This is a genomic window from Nocardiopsis sp. iso_186 (assembly GCF_056173365.1).
Map to the genome: position 1 here is coordinate 4,099,301 of NZ_CM149670.1, position 17,334 is coordinate 4,116,634.

At 68.1% G+C, this 17,334-nt stretch carries 14 protein-coding genes; 7 read left to right on the forward strand and 7 right to left on the reverse strand.

What is annotated here, in order from left to right:
* Positions 1–19 precede the first annotated feature (19 nt).
* Together AC0VYP_RS18030 and holA are read left to right on the forward strand one after the other, a co-directional pair.
* A complete protein-coding gene (locus AC0VYP_RS18030) occupies positions 20–940 on the forward strand; it encodes an oxygenase MpaB family protein (RefSeq protein ID WP_475470838.1) in 921 nt (306 codons plus the stop codon).
* 124 nt (positions 941–1,064) lie between these two features.
* The gene (gene holA, locus AC0VYP_RS18035) at positions 1,065–2,033 is read left to right on the forward strand and encodes a DNA polymerase III subunit delta (RefSeq protein ID WP_475470840.1); all 969 of its coding nucleotides are present in this window, start codon (positions 1,065–1,067) and stop codon (positions 2,031–2,033) included.
* A 23-nt stretch (positions 2,034–2,056) separates the two neighbouring features.
* On the opposite strand, the gene AC0VYP_RS18040 is transcribed toward holA, so the two are convergent.
* Positions 2,057–3,265, reverse strand: coding sequence for an amidohydrolase family protein (locus AC0VYP_RS18040; RefSeq protein ID WP_285757246.1), 1,209 nt, complete (start codon positions 3,263–3,265; stop codon positions 2,057–2,059).
* A gap of 284 nt (positions 3,266–3,549) precedes the next feature.
* A complete protein-coding gene (gene hflX, locus AC0VYP_RS18045; protein ID WP_475470842.1) occupies positions 3,550–5,058 on the reverse strand; it encodes a GTPase HflX in 1,509 nt (502 codons plus the stop codon).
* A gap of 310 nt (positions 5,059–5,368) precedes the next feature.
* Between hflX and aceB the strand changes: the two genes are divergently transcribed.
* Positions 5,369–6,967, forward strand: a complete 1,599-nt coding sequence (gene aceB, locus AC0VYP_RS18050) for a malate synthase A (protein WP_475470844.1) — start codon at positions 5,369–5,371, stop codon at positions 6,965–6,967.
* 44 nt (positions 6,968–7,011) lie between these two features.
* Here the strand turns inward: aceB and AC0VYP_RS18055 are convergent, their stop codons facing one another.
* The 3 genes from AC0VYP_RS18055 to dapF all read right to left on the reverse strand — a co-directional run bounded on the left by AC0VYP_RS18055 (position 7,012) and on the right by dapF (position 10,750).
* Positions 7,012–8,700, reverse strand: coding sequence for an ABC transporter family substrate-binding protein (locus AC0VYP_RS18055; protein ID WP_285757249.1), 1,689 nt, complete (start codon positions 8,698–8,700; stop codon positions 7,012–7,014).
* A gap of 221 nt (positions 8,701–8,921) precedes the next feature.
* A complete protein-coding gene (locus tag AC0VYP_RS18060; RefSeq protein WP_475470846.1) occupies positions 8,922–9,905 on the reverse strand; it encodes an ABC transporter permease in 984 nt (327 codons plus the stop codon).
* A gap of 26 nt (positions 9,906–9,931) precedes the next feature.
* Complete coding sequence (gene dapF, locus AC0VYP_RS18065) at positions 9,932–10,750, reverse strand: diaminopimelate epimerase (protein WP_475470848.1); 819 nt, start codon at positions 10,748–10,750, stop codon at positions 9,932–9,934.
* A gap of 111 nt (positions 10,751–10,861) precedes the next feature.
* Here dapF and miaA point away from each other — a divergent pair, with 111 nt between their 5' ends.
* Positions 10,862–11,788: a tRNA (adenosine(37)-N6)-dimethylallyltransferase MiaA gene (miaA, locus tag AC0VYP_RS18070; RefSeq protein WP_285757887.1), complete on the forward strand. Its 927-nt coding sequence runs from the start codon at positions 10,862–10,864 to the stop codon at positions 11,786–11,788.
* Between the two features lie 62 nt (positions 11,789–11,850).
* Positions 11,851–12,645, forward strand: coding sequence for a VOC family protein (locus tag AC0VYP_RS18075; protein ID WP_475470850.1), 795 nt, complete (start codon positions 11,851–11,853; stop codon positions 12,643–12,645).
* On the opposite strand, the gene AC0VYP_RS18080 is transcribed toward AC0VYP_RS18075, so the two are convergent.
* Positions 12,618–13,301: a class III extradiol ring-cleavage dioxygenase family protein gene (locus AC0VYP_RS18080; RefSeq protein WP_475470852.1), complete on the reverse strand. Its 684-nt coding sequence runs from the start codon at positions 13,299–13,301 to the stop codon at positions 12,618–12,620. The genes AC0VYP_RS18075 and AC0VYP_RS18080 overlap by 28 nt on opposite strands.
* A gap of 185 nt (positions 13,302–13,486) precedes the next feature.
* Here AC0VYP_RS18080 and AC0VYP_RS18085 point away from each other — a divergent pair, with 185 nt between their 5' ends.
* On the forward strand, positions 13,487–14,737 hold the full coding sequence (locus tag AC0VYP_RS18085) for a cytochrome P450 family protein (RefSeq protein ID WP_285757254.1): 1,251 nt from the start codon (positions 13,487–13,489) through the stop codon (positions 14,735–14,737).
* A 92-nt stretch (positions 14,738–14,829) separates the two neighbouring features.
* On the opposite strand, the gene miaB is transcribed toward AC0VYP_RS18085, so the two are convergent.
* A complete protein-coding gene (gene miaB / locus AC0VYP_RS18090; RefSeq protein WP_285757888.1) occupies positions 14,830–16,293 on the reverse strand; it encodes a tRNA (N6-isopentenyl adenosine(37)-C2)-methylthiotransferase MiaB in 1,464 nt (487 codons plus the stop codon).
* 265 nt (positions 16,294–16,558) lie between these two features.
* Here miaB and AC0VYP_RS18095 point away from each other — a divergent pair, with 265 nt between their 5' ends.
* Positions 16,559–17,302 (forward strand): amino acid ABC transporter ATP-binding protein, encoded by a 744-nt coding sequence (locus AC0VYP_RS18095; protein ID WP_285757255.1) that lies wholly within the window; start codon positions 16,559–16,561, stop codon positions 17,300–17,302.
* Positions 17,303–17,334 lie beyond the last annotated feature (32 nt).

Below are 17,334 nucleotides of genomic sequence, written 5' to 3' on the forward strand. Positions count from 1 at the left end.
GAAACCTACAATCCCATGGATGGATGATCCGACTTTTTCCGACGACCACCAGTTGCGCCGTGTACTTCGCGAGGCGACGATCCTGGTGGGGGCCGGTTACGCAATCGTCCTCCAGGTTGCGCATCCCGGTGTGGGCCAGGGGGTCTACGACCACAGCGATTTCGCGTCCCGCCCACTCGACCGACTCCGTGGGACCCTCACCTTCATCTATGGGGTGGTCTTCGGCACCAGGGAGGAAGCCGACCAAATCGGCCGAATCGTGCGGGCCATGCACAACAAGGTCACCGGCCCCGGGTATCACGCGCTCGACCCCGAGCTACAACTGTGGGTGGCCGCGACACTCTACGCATCGGCGCTGCGCACCCACGAGCTCTGTGTGGGTGCCCTCACCGAGGCGCAGAAGGACGAGATGTACGCCCAGGGCGCGGTGTTCGCCACCTCCTTGGGCTGTCCGGCCGAGCGGTGGCCGGCCGACCGGGTGGCGTTCGCCGCCTACTGGACCCGCACCATGCAGGACATGCACACCACGGACGCAACCCAGGCGGTCCTCCAGGAGCTGTTCCTTCCCGACAACGCACTGCTGCGTCCGGCTGCACGCGCACAGCGGTTCATCGCCACCGGTTTGCTCGCCCCGGAGCTGCGCGAAGAACTCGGCCTGGCCTGGAGCGCGCGGCACCAGCGCAGGTTCGACCGCTTGTTCGCCCTCGTACGGGCCGTTTATCCCCGGCTGCCGGTGATCCTGCGTACCGCGCCCAAAAACCTGTACATGCGGAGCATGCGCCGCAGGGCAGCACGCAACCGGCTCTACCACCGCCCCAAGGGGCACGTACGTACCTTGCGCGGCCTGGCCGCGGCACAGCGGGCAGCGGAGCTCCAGCGGCCGCAGAGCGGGGTCTCCCGGTTCCCCGAGGTTCGGCCGGAGAGCGAATCGGTCGGGTAGCGGCCCACGGGTCCGCACACGGAACCCGGCGCCCCGGTTCCCTGTTGGCCACGCCCCGACCGCTTCAGAGGCGGCGTTGACGCGAGCGGGCCCGGTGGTCACCTCGGCATGGCATCCTGCTTGCATGGCCTCCGCTTCCCTGCCTCCGCTGTCCGTCATCGTGGGCGACGAGGAACTCCTCGTCAACCGTGCGGTGGCCGAACTCGTCGCGGCGGCACGCACCGATGATCCAGACGTGGACGTCCACGATCTTGTTCCTGCTCAGGTCAGCGCGGTGAAACTGGTGGAGGTGACCTCCCCCTCGCTGTTCGGGGAGCGACGCGTGGTGGTGTTGCGCTCCGCCCAGGACCTCACCAAGGAACCAGCCGGCCAGGTCACCGGGTACGTCACCGACCCGGCCGACGACGTCCTCCTGGTCCTGGTGCACGCGGGAGGTGCCAAGGGCAAGGCATTGCTGGACTCCGCCTTGAAAGCAGGGGCTCATCGAATCAACTGTGCCAAACCCACCAAGGCGACCGAACGGCTCAAGTTCGTCAAGGACGAGTTCTCCCGTGCCAAACGTCAGATCGCCCCGGATGCCGCCCAGGCGCTGATGGACGCGGTCGGCAGTGATCTGCGCGAGCTGGCCGCCGCCTGTACCCAACTGGTCGCCGACACCGAAGGGCGCGTGGACATGGCCGCCGTGGCCCGCTACCACAGCGGTCGGGCCGAGGCATCGGGGTTCACCGTGGCCGACCGCACGGTGGAGGGCCGGCTTCCCGAGGCCCTCGAACAACTGCGGTGGTCGTTGTCGGTGGGAATGGCACCGGTACTGATCAACAGCGCGCTTGCCAGCGCGGTGCGCGGTATCGCGGTGGCCGCGCAACCACCGCGTGGAATGGCGGAGGCCGAACTCGCCAAGCGGGCCAAGGTTCCGCCGTGGAAGCTCAAGACGCTGCGCCAGCAGGCCCGCGGCTGGACCCCGCAGGGGGTGGCGTATGCGTTGCGCGTGGTGGCGGAGACCGATGCGCTGATCAAGGGGGCGGGCCGCGATCCGGCCTACGCCCTGGAGCGCGCGGTCATCGAGATCGCCACGGGACGCGCCCGTCGCTGACGCGGAAGGACCCGGGCGGGCGTCTAGCGGATGTTCTCCCCGCCGCGCCACACCCGCATGGCCTTGAGCCCGTGGGCCCAGGCGAACGCGCCCTCGTGATCGGCATCCCACTGGACGATGTCGGCGAGCCTTCCCGGGGCGATGAGCCCGCGGTCGTGGGCGTTGAGGGCTGTGGCACCGCCGACGGTGGCCGCGCGCAGTGCCTCGTGGACGCTGAGCCCGTACAACGAGATGGCCATGGATATGACCAGCGACATCATCGTGGATCCCGACTGCGCGGGGTTGTGGTCGGTACCGAGCGCCACCGGGACGCCGTGGTCGAGCAGGGAACGCACCGGCGGGGTACGGCGCTCGTACATGGAGGCCGTGGGGCAGATGACAACAGGGGTACTGGATTTGGCCAGTGCCAGGAGGTCGTCGTCATCGGTCTCGTGCAGCAGATCCACCGAGGAGCACTGCATGTCGGCGGCCATGCGGACCGCGCCGTGCCGGGGTTTGGCGCAGGCGTGCATACGGGTCTGGAGTCCGTTGGAGCGTCCCATGGACAGCAGCCAGCGCGCGTCCTCGGGGGTGAACTGACGACTGTCGCAGTAGACGTCCACTCCGTCGGCGCCGGCCTGGGCCGCGTCGCCCAGCCATGACCCGACCGCCTGGACGTAATCACGGGGACGGCCGAAGTACTCCGGGGGCACCGCATGGGCGGCGAAGAAGGTGACGTGGAGCCGGGGCATGCCCGGTTCTTCCTCGAGCGACCGCAGCAGCCGTACATCGGCGAGCTCGCCGTCGCGGGTCAGGTGGTACCCGGTCTTGGCCTCGACCGTGGTGGTTCCCCACAACAACCAGTGCCGGAGCCGGTCGCGCACGTCGTTGCACAGGGTCCAGGGATCGGTGCCACGGGTCACGGTAACGGTGGACGCCACGCCGCCGCCCGCGGCAGTGATCTCTGCGTCCGAGGCGCCGCTGGAGCGCATCATGACTTCGGCCCAGCGGTTGCCCGCGTAGACGGGGTGGGTGTGGGCGTCGATCAAACCGGGGGTGACGAGACCGCCACCGGCGTTCTCGATCTTGTCGGCGTCCACGATGTTGTCGATCACACCGGGGATGCTCTGAGGGAGTTCGGACGCCGGACCGACCCAGGCAATCCGGTCGTGCTGGACGATGATCGCAGCGTTACTGATCAGGTCGGTGCCTGTCCATAGTCGCCCGATATTCGTCAGCAGTCGTACCGTCATCGTCTCACCGCTCGCCCGCCCGCGTTGTCACGGCCTCCCGCCCCACACGGTTGCACGGGGACAGTTATCACACGACCTCATATGCCGATTTATGGTGATGCCCAGGCCGCTTCGAGGGGAAGGAATCCGGGCGGCCGGTGAAGGCCCTTAGGGCCCCACCTCACGTTGGTGAAGGCAACCGTAGTTCATAGCGAGATCGGATGTACACCTCTGCCGGCAAACAGCGATGGCGGAACACCCGTGGGAGTTCCGCCGTCGCTAGGCGTACTGGCAGGCCCGGACCGCTAGATCTGCGCGGTAGCGTACTCGTCGAGCTGATTGGCCAGCATCTCGGGTACCCATGCGTGCAGAGCGGTGCCGGACTCGGTGTGCTTCTCGCTGAGGATACGTCCCTCTTCGTACACTCTGGACACCAAATCGCCCCGCTGATAAGGCACCAGAGCCCGAACCTCGCGCTCAAGCTGGGGCAACGCACCCGAGATCGAATCAATCAATTCATCGATGCCCTGCCCCGTCCGCGCCGAGACCTCGACGGCACCCGGCAGACGGGTCCGCAGCTGTTTGAGCACGGTGGAATCGGCCGCATCGGTCTTGTTGATGACGATCAGCTCGGGAACATCCGAGGCATCGATGTCGGCGAGAACCTCGCGAACCGAGGCGAGCTGCTGCTCGGGGTCGGGGTGCGAGCCGTCCACGACGTGCACGATCAGGTCGGCGTCGGCGACTTCTTCCAGTGTGGAACGAAACGCCTCGACCAATTGGTGCGGCAGGTGCCGGACGAAACCGACGGTGTCACTGAGCGTGAACGCGCGGCCGTCGGGGGTACGCGCCTGACGAACGGTGGGGTCCAGCGTGGCGAAAAGGGCGTTCTCCACCAACACCCCCGCGCCGGTGAGTCGGTTGAGCAGGCTGGACTTGCCGGCGTTGGTGTAGCCGGCGATTGTCACTGCCGGCACCTGCCGGGTACGCCGCTTGTCGCGCTTGATGTCACGGGCGACCGACATGTGTTGCAGTTGCCTGCGCAGCCTGGCCATCTTGGCGTTGATCCGTTGACGATCGGTCTCGATCTTGGTCTCACCAGGGCCACGCAGCCCGACACCGCCGTTGCCACCGCCTCCACCGGCACCACCGCCCTGTCGGGACAGCGAGTCGCCCCAGCCGCGCAGGCGGGGCAGGAGGTAGGAGAGCTGGGCGAGCTCGACCTGGGCCTTGCCCTCGCGACTCCGCGCGTGCTGGGCGAAGATGTCGAGGATCAGGGCGGTGCGGTCGATCACCTTGACCTTCACGACCTCCTCCAGCTGGCGCAGCTGGCCGGGGGTGAGCTCACCGTCGCAGATCACGGTGTCGGCGCCGGTGCTCTCCACGATGTCGCGGAGTTCCACCGCCTTGCCGCTGCCGACGTAGGTCGCGGGGTCGGGCTTGGAGCGACGCTGGGTCACGCCTTCCAGGACCATCGCCCCGGCGGTTTCGGCGAGTTGCTTGAGCTCGACAAGTGAGTTGTCCGCGTCCAGCTGGGTTCCGCTGGTCCAGACACCGATGAGGACGACGCGCTCAAGGCGCAGCGACCGGTACTCGACCTCGGTGACGTCCTGAAGCTCGGTGGAGAGCCCGGCGACACGGCGTAGCGCGTGGCGCTCCTCGAGTTCGAGTTGGCCCTGGTCGGGAACGTCGGAACCGCGGCGGCTCTCCGCGTAGGTCACTCCATCGGCATCTGCGTCGTCGATGACGATCGCGTCGCGCTCGGCGTCATCGCCGTCGAAGGGATCGTGGTCATTGAGAGCAGTGCGTGTCATATCCATCCAGGAAGTAGTAACGCTCGGAGTACCGCGGTTTCTTCCCCGATCGTCCCATGCGGCTCGGGGAACGGCACCTGCATTTTTGCCGGTGACCCCATGCCGCTTGCGTGCCCGTCGAGGCATGGGTGAATCGGAAGGACCATCGTTTTTACCGTCGCTTGGCGCGAAAAGAACACGGTTCCTGCTGCTGGGAACAAATTTCGCCACCTTGCCCGGTGGGCACAGCGTTGACCACGCCTTGCCGGCAGAGTAGCGTCGGATTCCGCATCCCAGAATAAAATTTCGCTTTGCGGAAGGCAGGGTTTTCATGGGCGCCACCACCGGAGTCGAGGTCACCGGCCCGCTGCACGACCGGTACGACGAGATCCTCACCGATGAGGCCCTCGAACTGATCGCCGGTCTGCACCGCACGTTCGAGGCGCGCCGCCAAGAACTGCTCGCCGAACGCAGGCATCGCCAGGACCAGATCTCAAACGGCTCCGACCTTGACTTTCTCACCGAGACCACGGACGTGCGCGCCGACTCCGACTGGCGCGTGGCCCCGCCGGCACCGGGCATCGTGGACCGCCGCGTGGAGATCACCGGCCCGACCGACCGGAAGACGACCGTCAACGCCCTCAACTCCGGGGCGAAGGTGTGGCTGGCCGACTTCGAGGACGCCAACACCCCTTTGTGGGAAAATATGATCGACGGTCAGCTCAACCTGCGCGACGCCCTCGATCGCACGATCGACTTCACCAGCCCCCAGGGCAAGTCCTACGCGCTCAAGGACGACTCCGAACTGGCCACCATCGTCGTGCGCCCCCGTGGCTGGCACCTCGACGAGAAGCACATCCTGGTCGACGGCCGGCGGGTCAGCGGAGGCATCGTCAACTTCGCCCTGTACCTCTTCCACTGCGGTCGCCGCCAACTCGCCAAGGGCAAGGGGCCCTACTTCTACCTTCCCAAGCTGCAAGGGCACCGCGAGGCCCGGCTGTGGAACGAGATCTTCGTCCGTGCCCAGGCCGAGCTCGGCATCGAGCGCGGAACCATTCGTGCCACCGTCCTGATCGAGACCATCCCCGCGGCCTTCGAGATGGAGGAGATCCTCTACGAGCTGCGCGAACACTCCGCGGGCCTCAACGCCGGGCGCTGGGACTACCTGTTCAGCATCATCAAGACGCACCGCACCCGGGGCAGCCGCTTCCTGCTGCCCGAACGCAACGCCGTGACGATGACCGCGCCGTTCATGCGCGCCTACACCGAGCTGCTGGTCAAGACCTGCCATCGGCGCGGGGCCCACGCGATCGGCGGCATGGCAGCGTTCATTCCCAGTCGCCGCGACGCAGAGGTCAACAAAGTCGCCCTCGCCAAAGTCCGCGAGGACAAGTCCCGTGAATCCGGCGACGGCTTCGACGGCTCCTGGGTCGCCCACCCCGACCTGGTGCCGATCGCGCGAGAGGTCTTCGACGACGTTCTGGGGGACGAGCCCAACCAGATCCACCGACAGCGCGACGACGTGCACGTCTCGGGCGCGGACCTGCTGGACGTGGCCGGCGCCGGAGGCGGGGTCACCGAGGCCGGCCTGCGCTCCAACGTCAACGTGGCCCTGCAGTACCTCGCGGCGTGGCTGGGCGGCAACGGCGCCGTGGCCGTCCACAACCTGATGGAGGACACGGCGACCGCCGAGATCTCGCGCTCCCAGATCTGGCAATGGCTGCACAACGACGTCGCTCTGGACGACGGCACACCGGTGACAAAGGAACTGGTCGAACGTCTGATCCACGAGGAACTGACGGCGATCCGCGCGACGGACAGGCTCGACCCGGCGCTACTGGACCGGGCGAGCGCCCTGTTCACCGATGTCGCACTGGACGACGACTACGCCGACTTCCTCACTCTTCCCGCCTACGAGCAGATGCCCTGAGCGCTCCGGTCCGGCAGCCGTCGGTGCAGGGGCGCAGCCGGCCGCTACGGCGCTCCGGCCGATGCCCCGTCATCGGTGGTGTAGCCGATGTCTGCGTAGTCGAGGCCACCGAACCCGGAAGCGCCGACGTTGGCGAGATCGGTGCGGGTGGCCACGAGCTCGGGGCGCTGGTAGAGCGGCAGGGTATGGCCGGCCTCCCACAACAGCCGGTCGGCCTCGTTGAGGCGGCGCAGCGCGGCGTCGGGTTCCAGTTCTTCCAGTGCTCCCGCGAGGGCCCCGTCGATCTCGGGCGAACCGATCCGGGCGACGTTGGACCCCCACTTGTCCTGGCCGTCCGGCGTGGTGACGGCGTTGGACCACTGGTAGAGGAACTCGGAGGCGGGGAAACCGCCCCCGGAGTTGACGAAGGCGACCATGTCGTAATCGCCGGGCAATACGTAACCACCGAACAACTGGTCACCGGGAACGGCTTCGATACGAACCTCGATCCCGATCTCGGCGAGCATCGCCTGGACGAGTTCTGCCTCGTTCTGGGCAGGGGCGAAGCCCTGGGGCACGAGGAAACGCAACGTCAGCGACTGGCCCTGCCGGGTGCGCACCGCTCCCGGCTCGGGTGCGCGCCAGCCTGCGCCGTCCAGCAGTTCGGCTGCCCGCTCGGGGTCGTAGGTGCCCCACTTCCCGCTGTTGTCAACATATCCCTTCTGGTTGGGGGCGAGGAAGTGGTTGCCCAACACCGAGGACGGCCAGTCGATCGCGCTGAACGCCGAATTGGCGATGGCCTCGCGGTCGATGCCCAGGAAAACGGCGTGGCGCACGTCAACGTCGCTGAGCGCCGGACTCTGGCCGTTGAGGGTGATGTGACGGTAGTCGGGCGCCAGCGCCGCGCGGACCTCCCCGCCGGAGGCGGTCTTGACCCGCTGGTAGGACGCGGCGTCCACGGCGACGGCGTAGACGTCGATGCCACCGTCCAGGAAGGCGGCGTCCAACGCGTCAGGGGACAGCGAGCGAAAGACGATCCGGTCGAGCTTGGCAGGTTCCCCCCACCAGGAGTCGTCCCGCGCGAGTGTGACGGTCTGGGCAGAGGGGTCGATCGCGTCGAGGGCGAACGGGCCCGCCGTGACCGGGATCCGGTCCAGGTAACCGGAGTTGAACGCCTCCGGGTCCGCGGAGTAGTCGGCGGGAAGCAGGTTCTGGAACAAGGCCGCGTAGTCGGCGAAAGGCTCGTCGAAGGTGATGACGACCTCGTGGTCGTCCGCACCCGCGCGCACGTCGGCGATACGGCTGTAGCCGACCTCGCCGAGCACCTGGTAGTCGGGGTCGGAGCCGGACAGCGCATCGACCATGGCAGCGTAGTCGCGCCAGGTGATGGGGGCGCCGGTGGACCACCGTGCGCGGGGCTCCAGGGTAAGGGTCACGACCTGGGTGGGGTCGGTGACGACCTGGACGTCGGTCACATAGTCGGGGTCGGGGTGGGCACGACCCGTTTCGTCGATGTGAAACGGTGCGGGCAGCAGACCGCGCAGGACGGTGGAGACCGTGCTGAGGTTGCCGGCGGGATGGTGGGGGTTCCACTGGGCGGGCAGTTCGTTGATCCCCCAGCGCAGCGTGCCGCCATCGGCGAGTTGGCCGCGCTCGACGGGATTGATCTCGGCCGAGGGCAGAGCGGCGGGATCGACCAAGGGCGGGCCGGGGACCTGGGAATCGCATCCGGACAGGGCGACGACCAGCGCCATCAAGGCAGCGCCCCCGACGCCGGCCCGTAGTTTCGCTAACCGCACCTGATCCCCCAAATGCCGTGGTGTTTCGGAGACCCTCCCGCGGGACCGACCCGCGGCAGCCAACCGGGCTAACGGCGCCATTGGAACAATTGGGAAATAATACTGCGCTCCGGACAGGCCAATGGTGGCCCGGGTGGGATCCCCGCCCTTGGCGCCGATCCGTCCCGGAACGGGACTCACAGCACGCGCGTCCGCGGATCAACCAAGAAACGCCCGATATCGGCAAGCAAACCCGCGGTGACCACGCACAACGCCCCAAAGCAACAGACCGCTGCGACTGCGTGGACATCCCCCCGCCCAACCGAATCAAGCAGGTACTCGCCCACACCGTGCCACCCGAACACCTTTTCGGTGAAGACCGCGCTGGCGAACAGCAGGGCCGAGGAGTACCCGAAATAGGTCACCGCGGGCCCCAACGCGGTGCGCAACCCGTGCCGGAACAGAGCGGCGCGCTTGGTCAACCCTTTGGCCCGCGCGGTGCGCACGTAGTCGGAACCGGCCTCGTCGAGCATGAGGTTGCGCTGGTAGCGACTGAACAACGCGATCTGCGGCAACGCCACGGTGAGCGTCGGAAGCAGGAGATGGCGTGCCCGGTCCATCACCTGCGCCACCGGCCCCCCGTTCAGGCCGGGAGTGAACTCCCCGGTTGCACGCAGCAGTTCGCTTCCGGTGACCTGGTTGACCCACAGCGCCGCACTCTGTAGCGAGACGGCGACGACCACCGCCGGCGTGGAGATGACGAGCAACGATACGGCCACCGAGGTGCGGTCCAGTCTTCCGCGATGGCGGCTCGCGGCCAAGGCACCGAGCAGTACCCCGCCAAGCGCGCCCAAGGCCGCGCCGAGTGCCAGCAGCCTGAGGCTGACACCGACCCGGCGCACCAGTTGAGCGGTGACGTCGGAACCGTCCCAGCTTCGACCGAAGTCCCCGGTGACCACACCCGAGGCCCAGACCAGGTAGCGCTCGGCAAGAGGGGTGTCGGGATTGAGGTTGTACTCGTCGAGGAGCGCATCCACCGTCTCGGCGGGGGGCGGTGGCCGTTGCCCCTCGTAGTTTCCCCGCGGATCCAATGCGGTGGCAGCGAGCAGGTGGGCGCAACTCGCCGCCACGACGAGCAACAGCGCCTTGCCCACCAGGCGACGCAGCAGAAAACGGACCACCGCGCGCTCCTTGCCGAGAAACCAGGTCAGCCGGGCAGCCGGATGTCGCCTTCTGCGACGATCACGGCCGGCCCGCGCAACCGCGCCGAACCCGACTCAAGGGCAACGGTGCACGTGCCTCCCGGAACACGGACGGTCCATTGCGCGTCCGTCCCCGGTCCGCTGGCTGCGGCAGCGGCAGCGACGATCCCGGTGCCACACGAGCGGGTCTCGGCCGCCCCGCGCTCGTACACCCGCATGTCCAGTACGCCCGGTTCGGACTCGCAGAACACTTCGAGGTTGGCCCCTTGGGGGAATTCAGCAGCGTCGAACACCGGCGCGGTCCCCAGATCGACCCCGGCCACCGGCCCCGCCACCCGGCAGGCCAAGTGGGGATTGCCGACCGAGACGCGCTCACCGGTCAGCTCGGCGCCGCCCAGCACTGCGGTTCCCCTCCCCAGCATCCCCACCGGTCCCATGTCCACGGTGATGTCGCCGTCCTCGTGCACTGTTACCTGCCGGGTACCGGCACGGGTGCCCACGCCGAACGAGGTCTCGGCCAGCAAGCCGGCGCTCAGCAGGTACCTGGCGAACACGCGAACGCCGTTGCCGCACATCTCGGCGACACTGCCGTCCGCGTTGCGGTAGTCCATGAACCACTCGCACTCCGCGGACGAGGCGGCCGGACCGGTCAACGGTTCATCGAATGCCTTCGTACGCACCACCCGCAGGACGCCGTCGCCTCCGATACCCGCACGGCGGTCGCACAGCGCCGCAACCGACGCGGCGCTCAACGACAGCGTGCCGTCGGGGTCGGGGAGGATGACGAAATCGTTCTCGGTGCCGTGGCCTTTGGCGAAACGCATGTGGTCATCTTAGGAGCCGGAGCGCCCAGACCGGCCGAAAATACGAAAACGGCCCGCTCCATCCCGGACCGGCCCGCCGGGAGGCGCTGGCACACTGGAGGGGTGAGCACAGTGATCGCGGTCGTCGGGGCGACCGCAACGGGCAAATCCGATCTCGGCGTCGGTCTCGCACGACGACTGGGTGCGGGCGACTCCCCGGGTGAGGTCATCAACGCCGACTCCATGCAGTTGTACCGGGGGATGGACATCGGCACCGCCAAGCTGAGCGTGGCCGAGCGGGACGATGTGCCCCACCACCTGCTCGACATCTGGGACATCACTCAGACCGCAAACGTTGCCGCCTACCAACGGCTCTCCCGCGACGTCATCGACGACCTGCGCGATTCCGGACGCACACCGATCCTGGTGGGCGGCTCGGGACTCTACATCCGGGGTGCCCTGGACGCGCTGGACTTCCCCGGCACCGATCCCGTGGTGCGGGCACGGCTGGAGACCGAACTCGCCGAACGGGGGTCGCTCGTCCTCCATGCCCGTCTGGCCCGGCTCGACCCGGCTGCGGGCATCGCGATCCTGCCCACCAACGGGCGCCGGGTCGTACGTGCGCTTGAGGTCATCGAACTGACCGGCGGACCGTTCACCGCCACACTCCCCGAGCACGTGTCCCGCTATCCGTGCGTGCAGATCGGCCTGGCCGTGCCCCGCCCCGAACTGGACGCACGCATCGAACTTCGTGTGACACGCATGTGGGAGGCGGGCCTCGTTGACGAGGTTCGCAACCTGGAGAAGAACGGGCTGCGCGATGGCCTGACCGCCTCCCGGGCCCTGGGGTACGCCCAGGTGCTGCGCTTCCTGGCGGAGGAGTGTTCCGAGGACGAGGCCCGGGAGGAGACCGTGCGAGCCACCCGCCGCTTCGCCCGACGCCAGGACTCCTGGTTCCGCCGCGACCCCCGCGTGCAGTGGCTCCCCTACGACGACCCCGACCTGCTGGAGAAAGCCGTCGCGCTGGTGGAGGCGGGCCCGGTCGGATCCGGCGGATAGATCTACCCCCTCTTCACCCCGTGCACCGATTTTGTTGATCCGGGTACGGGTACTGGCGCGCCATGACCCAAACAGCCGAGTACCCGCCGGGCGCACCGGCATGGTTCGACCTGGCCGTGCGCGATCTCAGCACGGCGCAGCACTTCTACACCGAGGTGCTGGAGTGGGAGTTCTACGAATCCCCCTATGCACTGGCCAGCGTTCGAGGCAGGCGTGTGGCCGGGCTGACCGAGCCCTGGGAGAGCGCTCCGCCCCCGGCATCGTCGAGTTGGACCGTCTACCTGTTCACCGACGACATCGACGCCTCCCTGGAAGCCGTGCGAGACGCCGGGGGCACCATCGTGACCGAGCGGACCGACATGCCCGGGATCAGCTCCACCGCGATCGTGCGCGATCCCACCGGCGTGGTCTTCGCACTCTGGCAGGCGGACGGAATGGCCGGCGCGGAAGCGTTCGGAACCTCCGGCGCGCCCATCTGGGCCGAGGTCACCAGCACCGAAACCTCCGTCACAGAGGCGTTCTTGACCGCGGTCTTCGGCTACGAGGCCGAACGGTACCCCGACTTCGATTTCGTCACCCTCTCCAGCGGCGGCGACCCGGTGTGCGGTGTGTACGGCGGAGCTGCTGAGCGCGCCGGCGAGGGCCACGGCGCATGGTTGCCGTACTTCGTGGTGGAAAGCTCCGATGTCGCCGCGGTACTGGCCGAGCGGGCCGGCGGTACGGTACTGCGCGCTGCCGAGGACGCCCCTATGGGCCGGTGGACGATGCTGGCGGATCCGTTCGGCGCGCATTTCGCCGCGATCGAGGTCGCTCCAGAGTACGTGGTGGGTCAGGAGGTCCACGAGGCGACGAGGTAGCCCACCCCGTAAGGCGCCTGGTACGCCACGAGCTCACCCTTGAGTCCCGCCCCGACTGCGGCACCGGCCAGAACCTGCCACGCGGCTCTGCCCGCCACCATCAGGTCGCGCGCGAGCACCGGATCGAGGGCTGCGAGGGCGGCGGTATCAGCAGCGCCCAGTGCCGACGCCACCGCGTCGTCGTAGGCCGCCGCGCGGTCGTTGACCCGGCCGGGCGAGCGGTCGGTACGACGGGCGCTGCCGTCCCCCATCACCAGCACGGCCACCCGGGGGGACGCCTCCGCCAAGTCGAGGCCCAACGCACTGCACGCGGCGGGCGTGGCGTCGTCGGCGACCTCGATGTAGCCATCGGGAACAGCACCGGAACGGCGGGCCAGCCAGCGTCCGATCGTCGTTGCGAGCCCCAGCACCGCAGGCCCCGACCCCACCTCGACAGGGGCCCCGTATCCGGCCAGGCTGCCGGCCGCATCGGCGGGGTGGCGGCGGGTCGGCTTCCCCGCTCCGACAACGAACAGGCGGTCGGGGCGAGCTTCGACGAGGGTGCCGATCGCACGATCGCAGGCGGCCCGCACTTCGTCGAGCTCGTGGGCCGCTCCGCCTGCGACCTCGGGCACGAGCAGCGGCGGATGGGGACATACAGCAGCGGCGATCAACACGCTGGAGAGGCTATCGGGACGTTCCCTTCTGCCGCGGGGACTCCCCGGCAAACGGGTAGGTATACCTCCGTCCGGCCAAGGGCGGCACCGTCGCCGGACGGCCGGGAGTCCGACCTCTTGTTGTTCGGGGAGGGAGGTGTTCGGGCAACGCCGACCTCGCCCGCCACGAGCTCTGAGGAGTCGCCATGACCGACAGAAACGTCCCCGACCTGACCGACCCCGCGCTCATGGAAGATCCCTACGGCGGGTACGGACGCCTGCGTGAGCGGGGCCCCGTTCTTCGTGGGCGGTTCTTGGAAGGCACCCCCACCTGGTACGTCACGCGTTACGACGATGTGCGCGCGGTGCTCGGCGACAGCCGGTTCGCCAACGACCCGCGCTCCGTTCCCGACGCGCCCGAGAAGAGTCCCCGCGACCACGCGCTGAAGATGTTCGGGGTCCCCGAAGAACTCACCGGCTACCTGGTCGGCACCATCCTGGACTCCGACCCGCCCGATCACACCCGGCTGCGCAAACTGGTCTCGCGTACGTTCACCGTCCGTCGCGTCTCGCAATTGCGCCCGCGCGTGGTCGCGATCACCGACGGACTGCTGGACCGGCTCCCCGACTCGGCCGAAAACGGGGTGACCGATCTGATCGAGGGCTTCGCCTACCCACTGCCCAGTGCGGTCATCTGCGAGATGGTGGGGGTCCCCGAGGCCGATCGGTCGCTGTGGCGGGACTGGGGCAAGTCCCTGGTGGCAAGGGATCCGAAGGTGATGCCGAACGCGCTGCGTTCGATGGTGGACTACGTACACGACCTCATCGGGCAGCGCCGGTCGGCCCCGACCGACGACCTGCTCAGCGGCCTCATCCGAACCCACGACGAGGAGGGGGACCGGCTCAGCGACGTCGAGATGGTGACGCTGGTGTTCACCCTGGTGCTGGCCGGGCACGAGACCACTGCGCACCTGATCGGGAACGGGACCGTAGCGCTGCTCACCCACCCCGAACAGCTCGCACTGCTCCGGCAGGACCCCGGTGCCTGGCCGCACGCGGTGCACGAGCTGATGCGCTGGTGCGGGCCGGTACAACTCCCCCGGCTGCGCTACGCGACGGAGGACGTGGAGTTGGCCGGAACCCTGATCGAACGGGGCGACGCCGTTCAGGCGGTCATCGTCTCCGCCAATTTCGACCCGCGCGAGTTCGACTCACCGGACCGCTTCGACATCACGCGTGTGCCAGAAGCCCACGGCGAGGGGCACGTGGGGTTCGGGTACGGTGCCCACTACTGCCTGGGTGCTGCCCTGGCCCGTCAGGAGTGCGAGGTCGCCCTGAGCGCGCTGTTCGAGCGTTTCCCCTCCCTCTCCCTGGCGGTGGCACCCGAAAACCTGCCGTGGATGCCGCTCCCCGGCAATCGTCGCCTGGCCCGGCTCCCGGTCCGGCTGGAGGGGTGATGCGGATGCCCGGCACCGTCGCGGCGGTCGGGTGAGCAACGGAGGGGCCCGGGAAACCGCCCCCGAGCCCCTTGATCGTGTGGTGGATCGGCTCAGTCCGACCCGCAGCCGCTCGACATCACCGGGAGAGGGGCGGGGACCCCCACCTTGGGCATACCGAGCAGGACCCCGGGTCCTGCCTCGGCCGGGGCTGCGTTGCGGGCTTCCCACGCGTCACCCGCACGGGTGCGCCGCACGGCGTGCACCCCGGAGTCGGCGACGAGGTGGTGGGGGGCGGCGTAGGTGACGGTGACGGTTGCGAGGTCCCCAGGACGCAGATCGGTGTCGTCGTCCACCGCGAAGTGCACCAGGCGGCTGTCCGGGGCCCTTCCGGAGAGGCGGCGCCGGGCGCTGTCCTTCCGGCCCTCGCCCTCGGCGACCAGGACCTCGACCTCTCGTCCGATGAGCTTGGCGTTCTCCTCGCCCGAGACGCGCTCCTGGACTTCGAGCAGGCGCATGTAGCGTTCCTGCACGACCTCCTTGGGCAGTTGCCCCTCCATCTCCGCGGCCGGGGTGCCGGGACGCTTGGAGTACTGGAAGGTGTAGGCGTGGGAGAACCGTGCCTGCTCGACGGCCTTCAACGTTTCGGCGAAGTCCTCCTCGGTCTCACCGGGGAAGCCGACGATGATGTCGGTGCTGATGGCCGCCTCGGGCATGGCAGCGCGCACCTTCTCCACGATGCCCAGGAAGCGGTCCTGACGGTAGGAGCGACGCATGGCCTTGAGGACACGGTCGGACCCCGACTGCATCGGCATGTGCAGTTGCGGCATGACGTTGGGTGTCTCGGCCATCGCCGCGATCACGTCGTCGGTGAAGTCACGTGGGTGGGGGGAGGTGAAGCGCACCCGCTCCAGGCCCTCGATCTCCCCGCATGCGCGCAGCAGCTTGGAGAACGCCTCGCGGTCCCCGAACTCCGCACCGTAGGCGTTGACGTTCTGGCCGAGCAGGGTCACCTCGATGGCACCCTCGGCGACAACGGCCCGCACCTCGGCGAGGATGTCACCGGGACGGCGGTCCTTCTCCTTGCCGCGCAGGGCGGGGACGATGCAGAAGGTGCACGTGTTGTTGCAGCCCACCGAGATCGAGACCCAGGCGGCGTAGACCGACTCGCGCCGGGTCGGCAAGGTGGAGGGGAAGGTCTCCAGGGACTCGGCGATCTCGACCTGGGCTTCGCGCTGGATCCGGGCACGTTCCAGCAACACCGGCAGCGAACCGATGTTGTGGGTGCCGAAGACGACGTCCACCCAGGGGGCCCGACGTACGATCTCGCCGCGGTCCTTCTGCGCGAGACAGCCGCCCACCGCGATCTGCATTCCGGGGTGGGCGTCCTTGACGGGCCTCAGGTGTCCGAGGTTGCCGTAGAGGCGATTGTCTGCGTTCTCACGGACCGCGCAGGTGTTGAAGACGACAATGTCCGGCGTGGCGTCCTGTGCTGCCCGCTGGTAACCCGCGTCCTCCAGCAGGCCCGACAGGCGCTCGGAGTCGTGGACATTCATCTGGCAGCCGTAGGTCCGCACTTCGTAGGTACGACTCTGGCTCACCCGTCCAGGCTAGTTGCTGCGCGCACCCTGCCCGACCGTCACGGTCGGGCATCCCAGGTCTGCGCAGCTAGGTTGCCTGCGCCGGCGGCCCCCACCGCAACGGACACTTCGGACATCCCCAGCTTCAGCAGTCAGATTGCATAACATTTGTACCAATCGAGGCGTAACAAGTCTGCTACTCCATGTCCAAACGGTGTTTCTGGTGATGACAAGGAAACATCCGCCTACTAGGTTCCCGCACATGACCACAACTCCTCTCGTCGTGCTGGAGAACGTCAACAAGCACTTCGGCGACCTTCACGTGCTCCGCGACATCGATCTCTCAGTCACCGCCGGCGAGGTTGTCGTCGTCATCGGACCCTCTGGTTCAGGCAAGTCCACGCTCTGCCGCACCATCAACCGGCTGGAGACGATCGACACCGGCCGCATCCTGCTGGACGGTCAGCCGCTCCCCGCTGAGGGCCGCGGTCTGGCGAAGCTGCGCAGTGACGTGGGCATGGTGTTCCAGTCGTTCAACCTCTTCGCACACAAGACGGTGCTGCAGAACGTCACCCTGGGCCCCATGAAGGTGCTCGGCCAGCCCAAGGCAAAGGCGACCGAGCGCGGAATGGAACTGCTGGACCGGGTGCGCATCGGCAACCAGGCACACAAGTACCCGGCGCAGCTCTCGGGCGGTCAGCAGCAGCGCGTGGCCATCGCGCGCGCCCTGGCGATGAACCCCAAGGTGCTCCTGTTCGACGAACCCACCTCGGCTCTGGACCCCGAAATGGTGCAGGAGGTCCTGGACGTCATGACCGACCTCGCCAAAGAGGGAATGACCATGGTCGTGGTGACCCACGAGATGGGCTTCGCCCGCCGCGCGGCCAATCGTGTGGTGTTCATGGCTGACGGCCAGATCGTCGAGGAGAACACACCCGACGAGTTCTTCACCAAACCGCAGTCCGAACGAGCCCGCGACTTCCTCTCCAAGATCCTGACCCACTAGGCATCCCCACGCTCCCCGCACGAAGCTAAGGA

Bases quoted from the DNA above. Each gene is read 5' to 3' on its own strand.
- AC0VYP_RS18030 (WP_475470838.1), top strand. From the start codon at position 20: ATGGATGATCCGACTTTTTCCGACGACCACCAGTTGCGCCGTGTACTT.
- holA (WP_475470840.1), top strand. From the start codon at position 1,065: ATGGCCTCCGCTTCCCTGCCTCCGCTGTCCGTCATCGTGGGCGACGAG.
- AC0VYP_RS18040 (WP_285757246.1), bottom strand. From the start codon at position 3,265: ATGACGGTACGACTGCTGACGAATATCGGGCGACTATGGACAGGCACC.
- hflX (WP_475470842.1), bottom strand. From the start codon at position 5,058: ATGACACGCACTGCTCTCAATGACCACGATCCCTTCGACGGCGATGAC.
- aceB (WP_475470844.1), top strand. From the start codon at position 5,369: ATGGGCGCCACCACCGGAGTCGAGGTCACCGGCCCGCTGCACGACCGG.
- AC0VYP_RS18055 (WP_285757249.1), bottom strand. From the start codon at position 8,700: ATGGCGCTGGTCGTCGCCCTGTCCGGATGCGATTCCCAGGTCCCCGGC.
- dapF (WP_475470848.1), bottom strand. From the start codon at position 10,750: ATGCGTTTCGCCAAAGGCCACGGCACCGAGAACGATTTCGTCATCCTC.
- AC0VYP_RS18075 (WP_475470850.1), top strand. From the start codon at position 11,851: ATGACCCAAACAGCCGAGTACCCGCCGGGCGCACCGGCATGGTTCGAC.
- AC0VYP_RS18085 (WP_285757254.1), top strand. From the start codon at position 13,487: ATGACCGACAGAAACGTCCCCGACCTGACCGACCCCGCGCTCATGGAA.
- AC0VYP_RS18095 (WP_285757255.1), top strand. From the start codon at position 16,559: ATGACCACAACTCCTCTCGTCGTGCTGGAGAACGTCAACAAGCACTTC.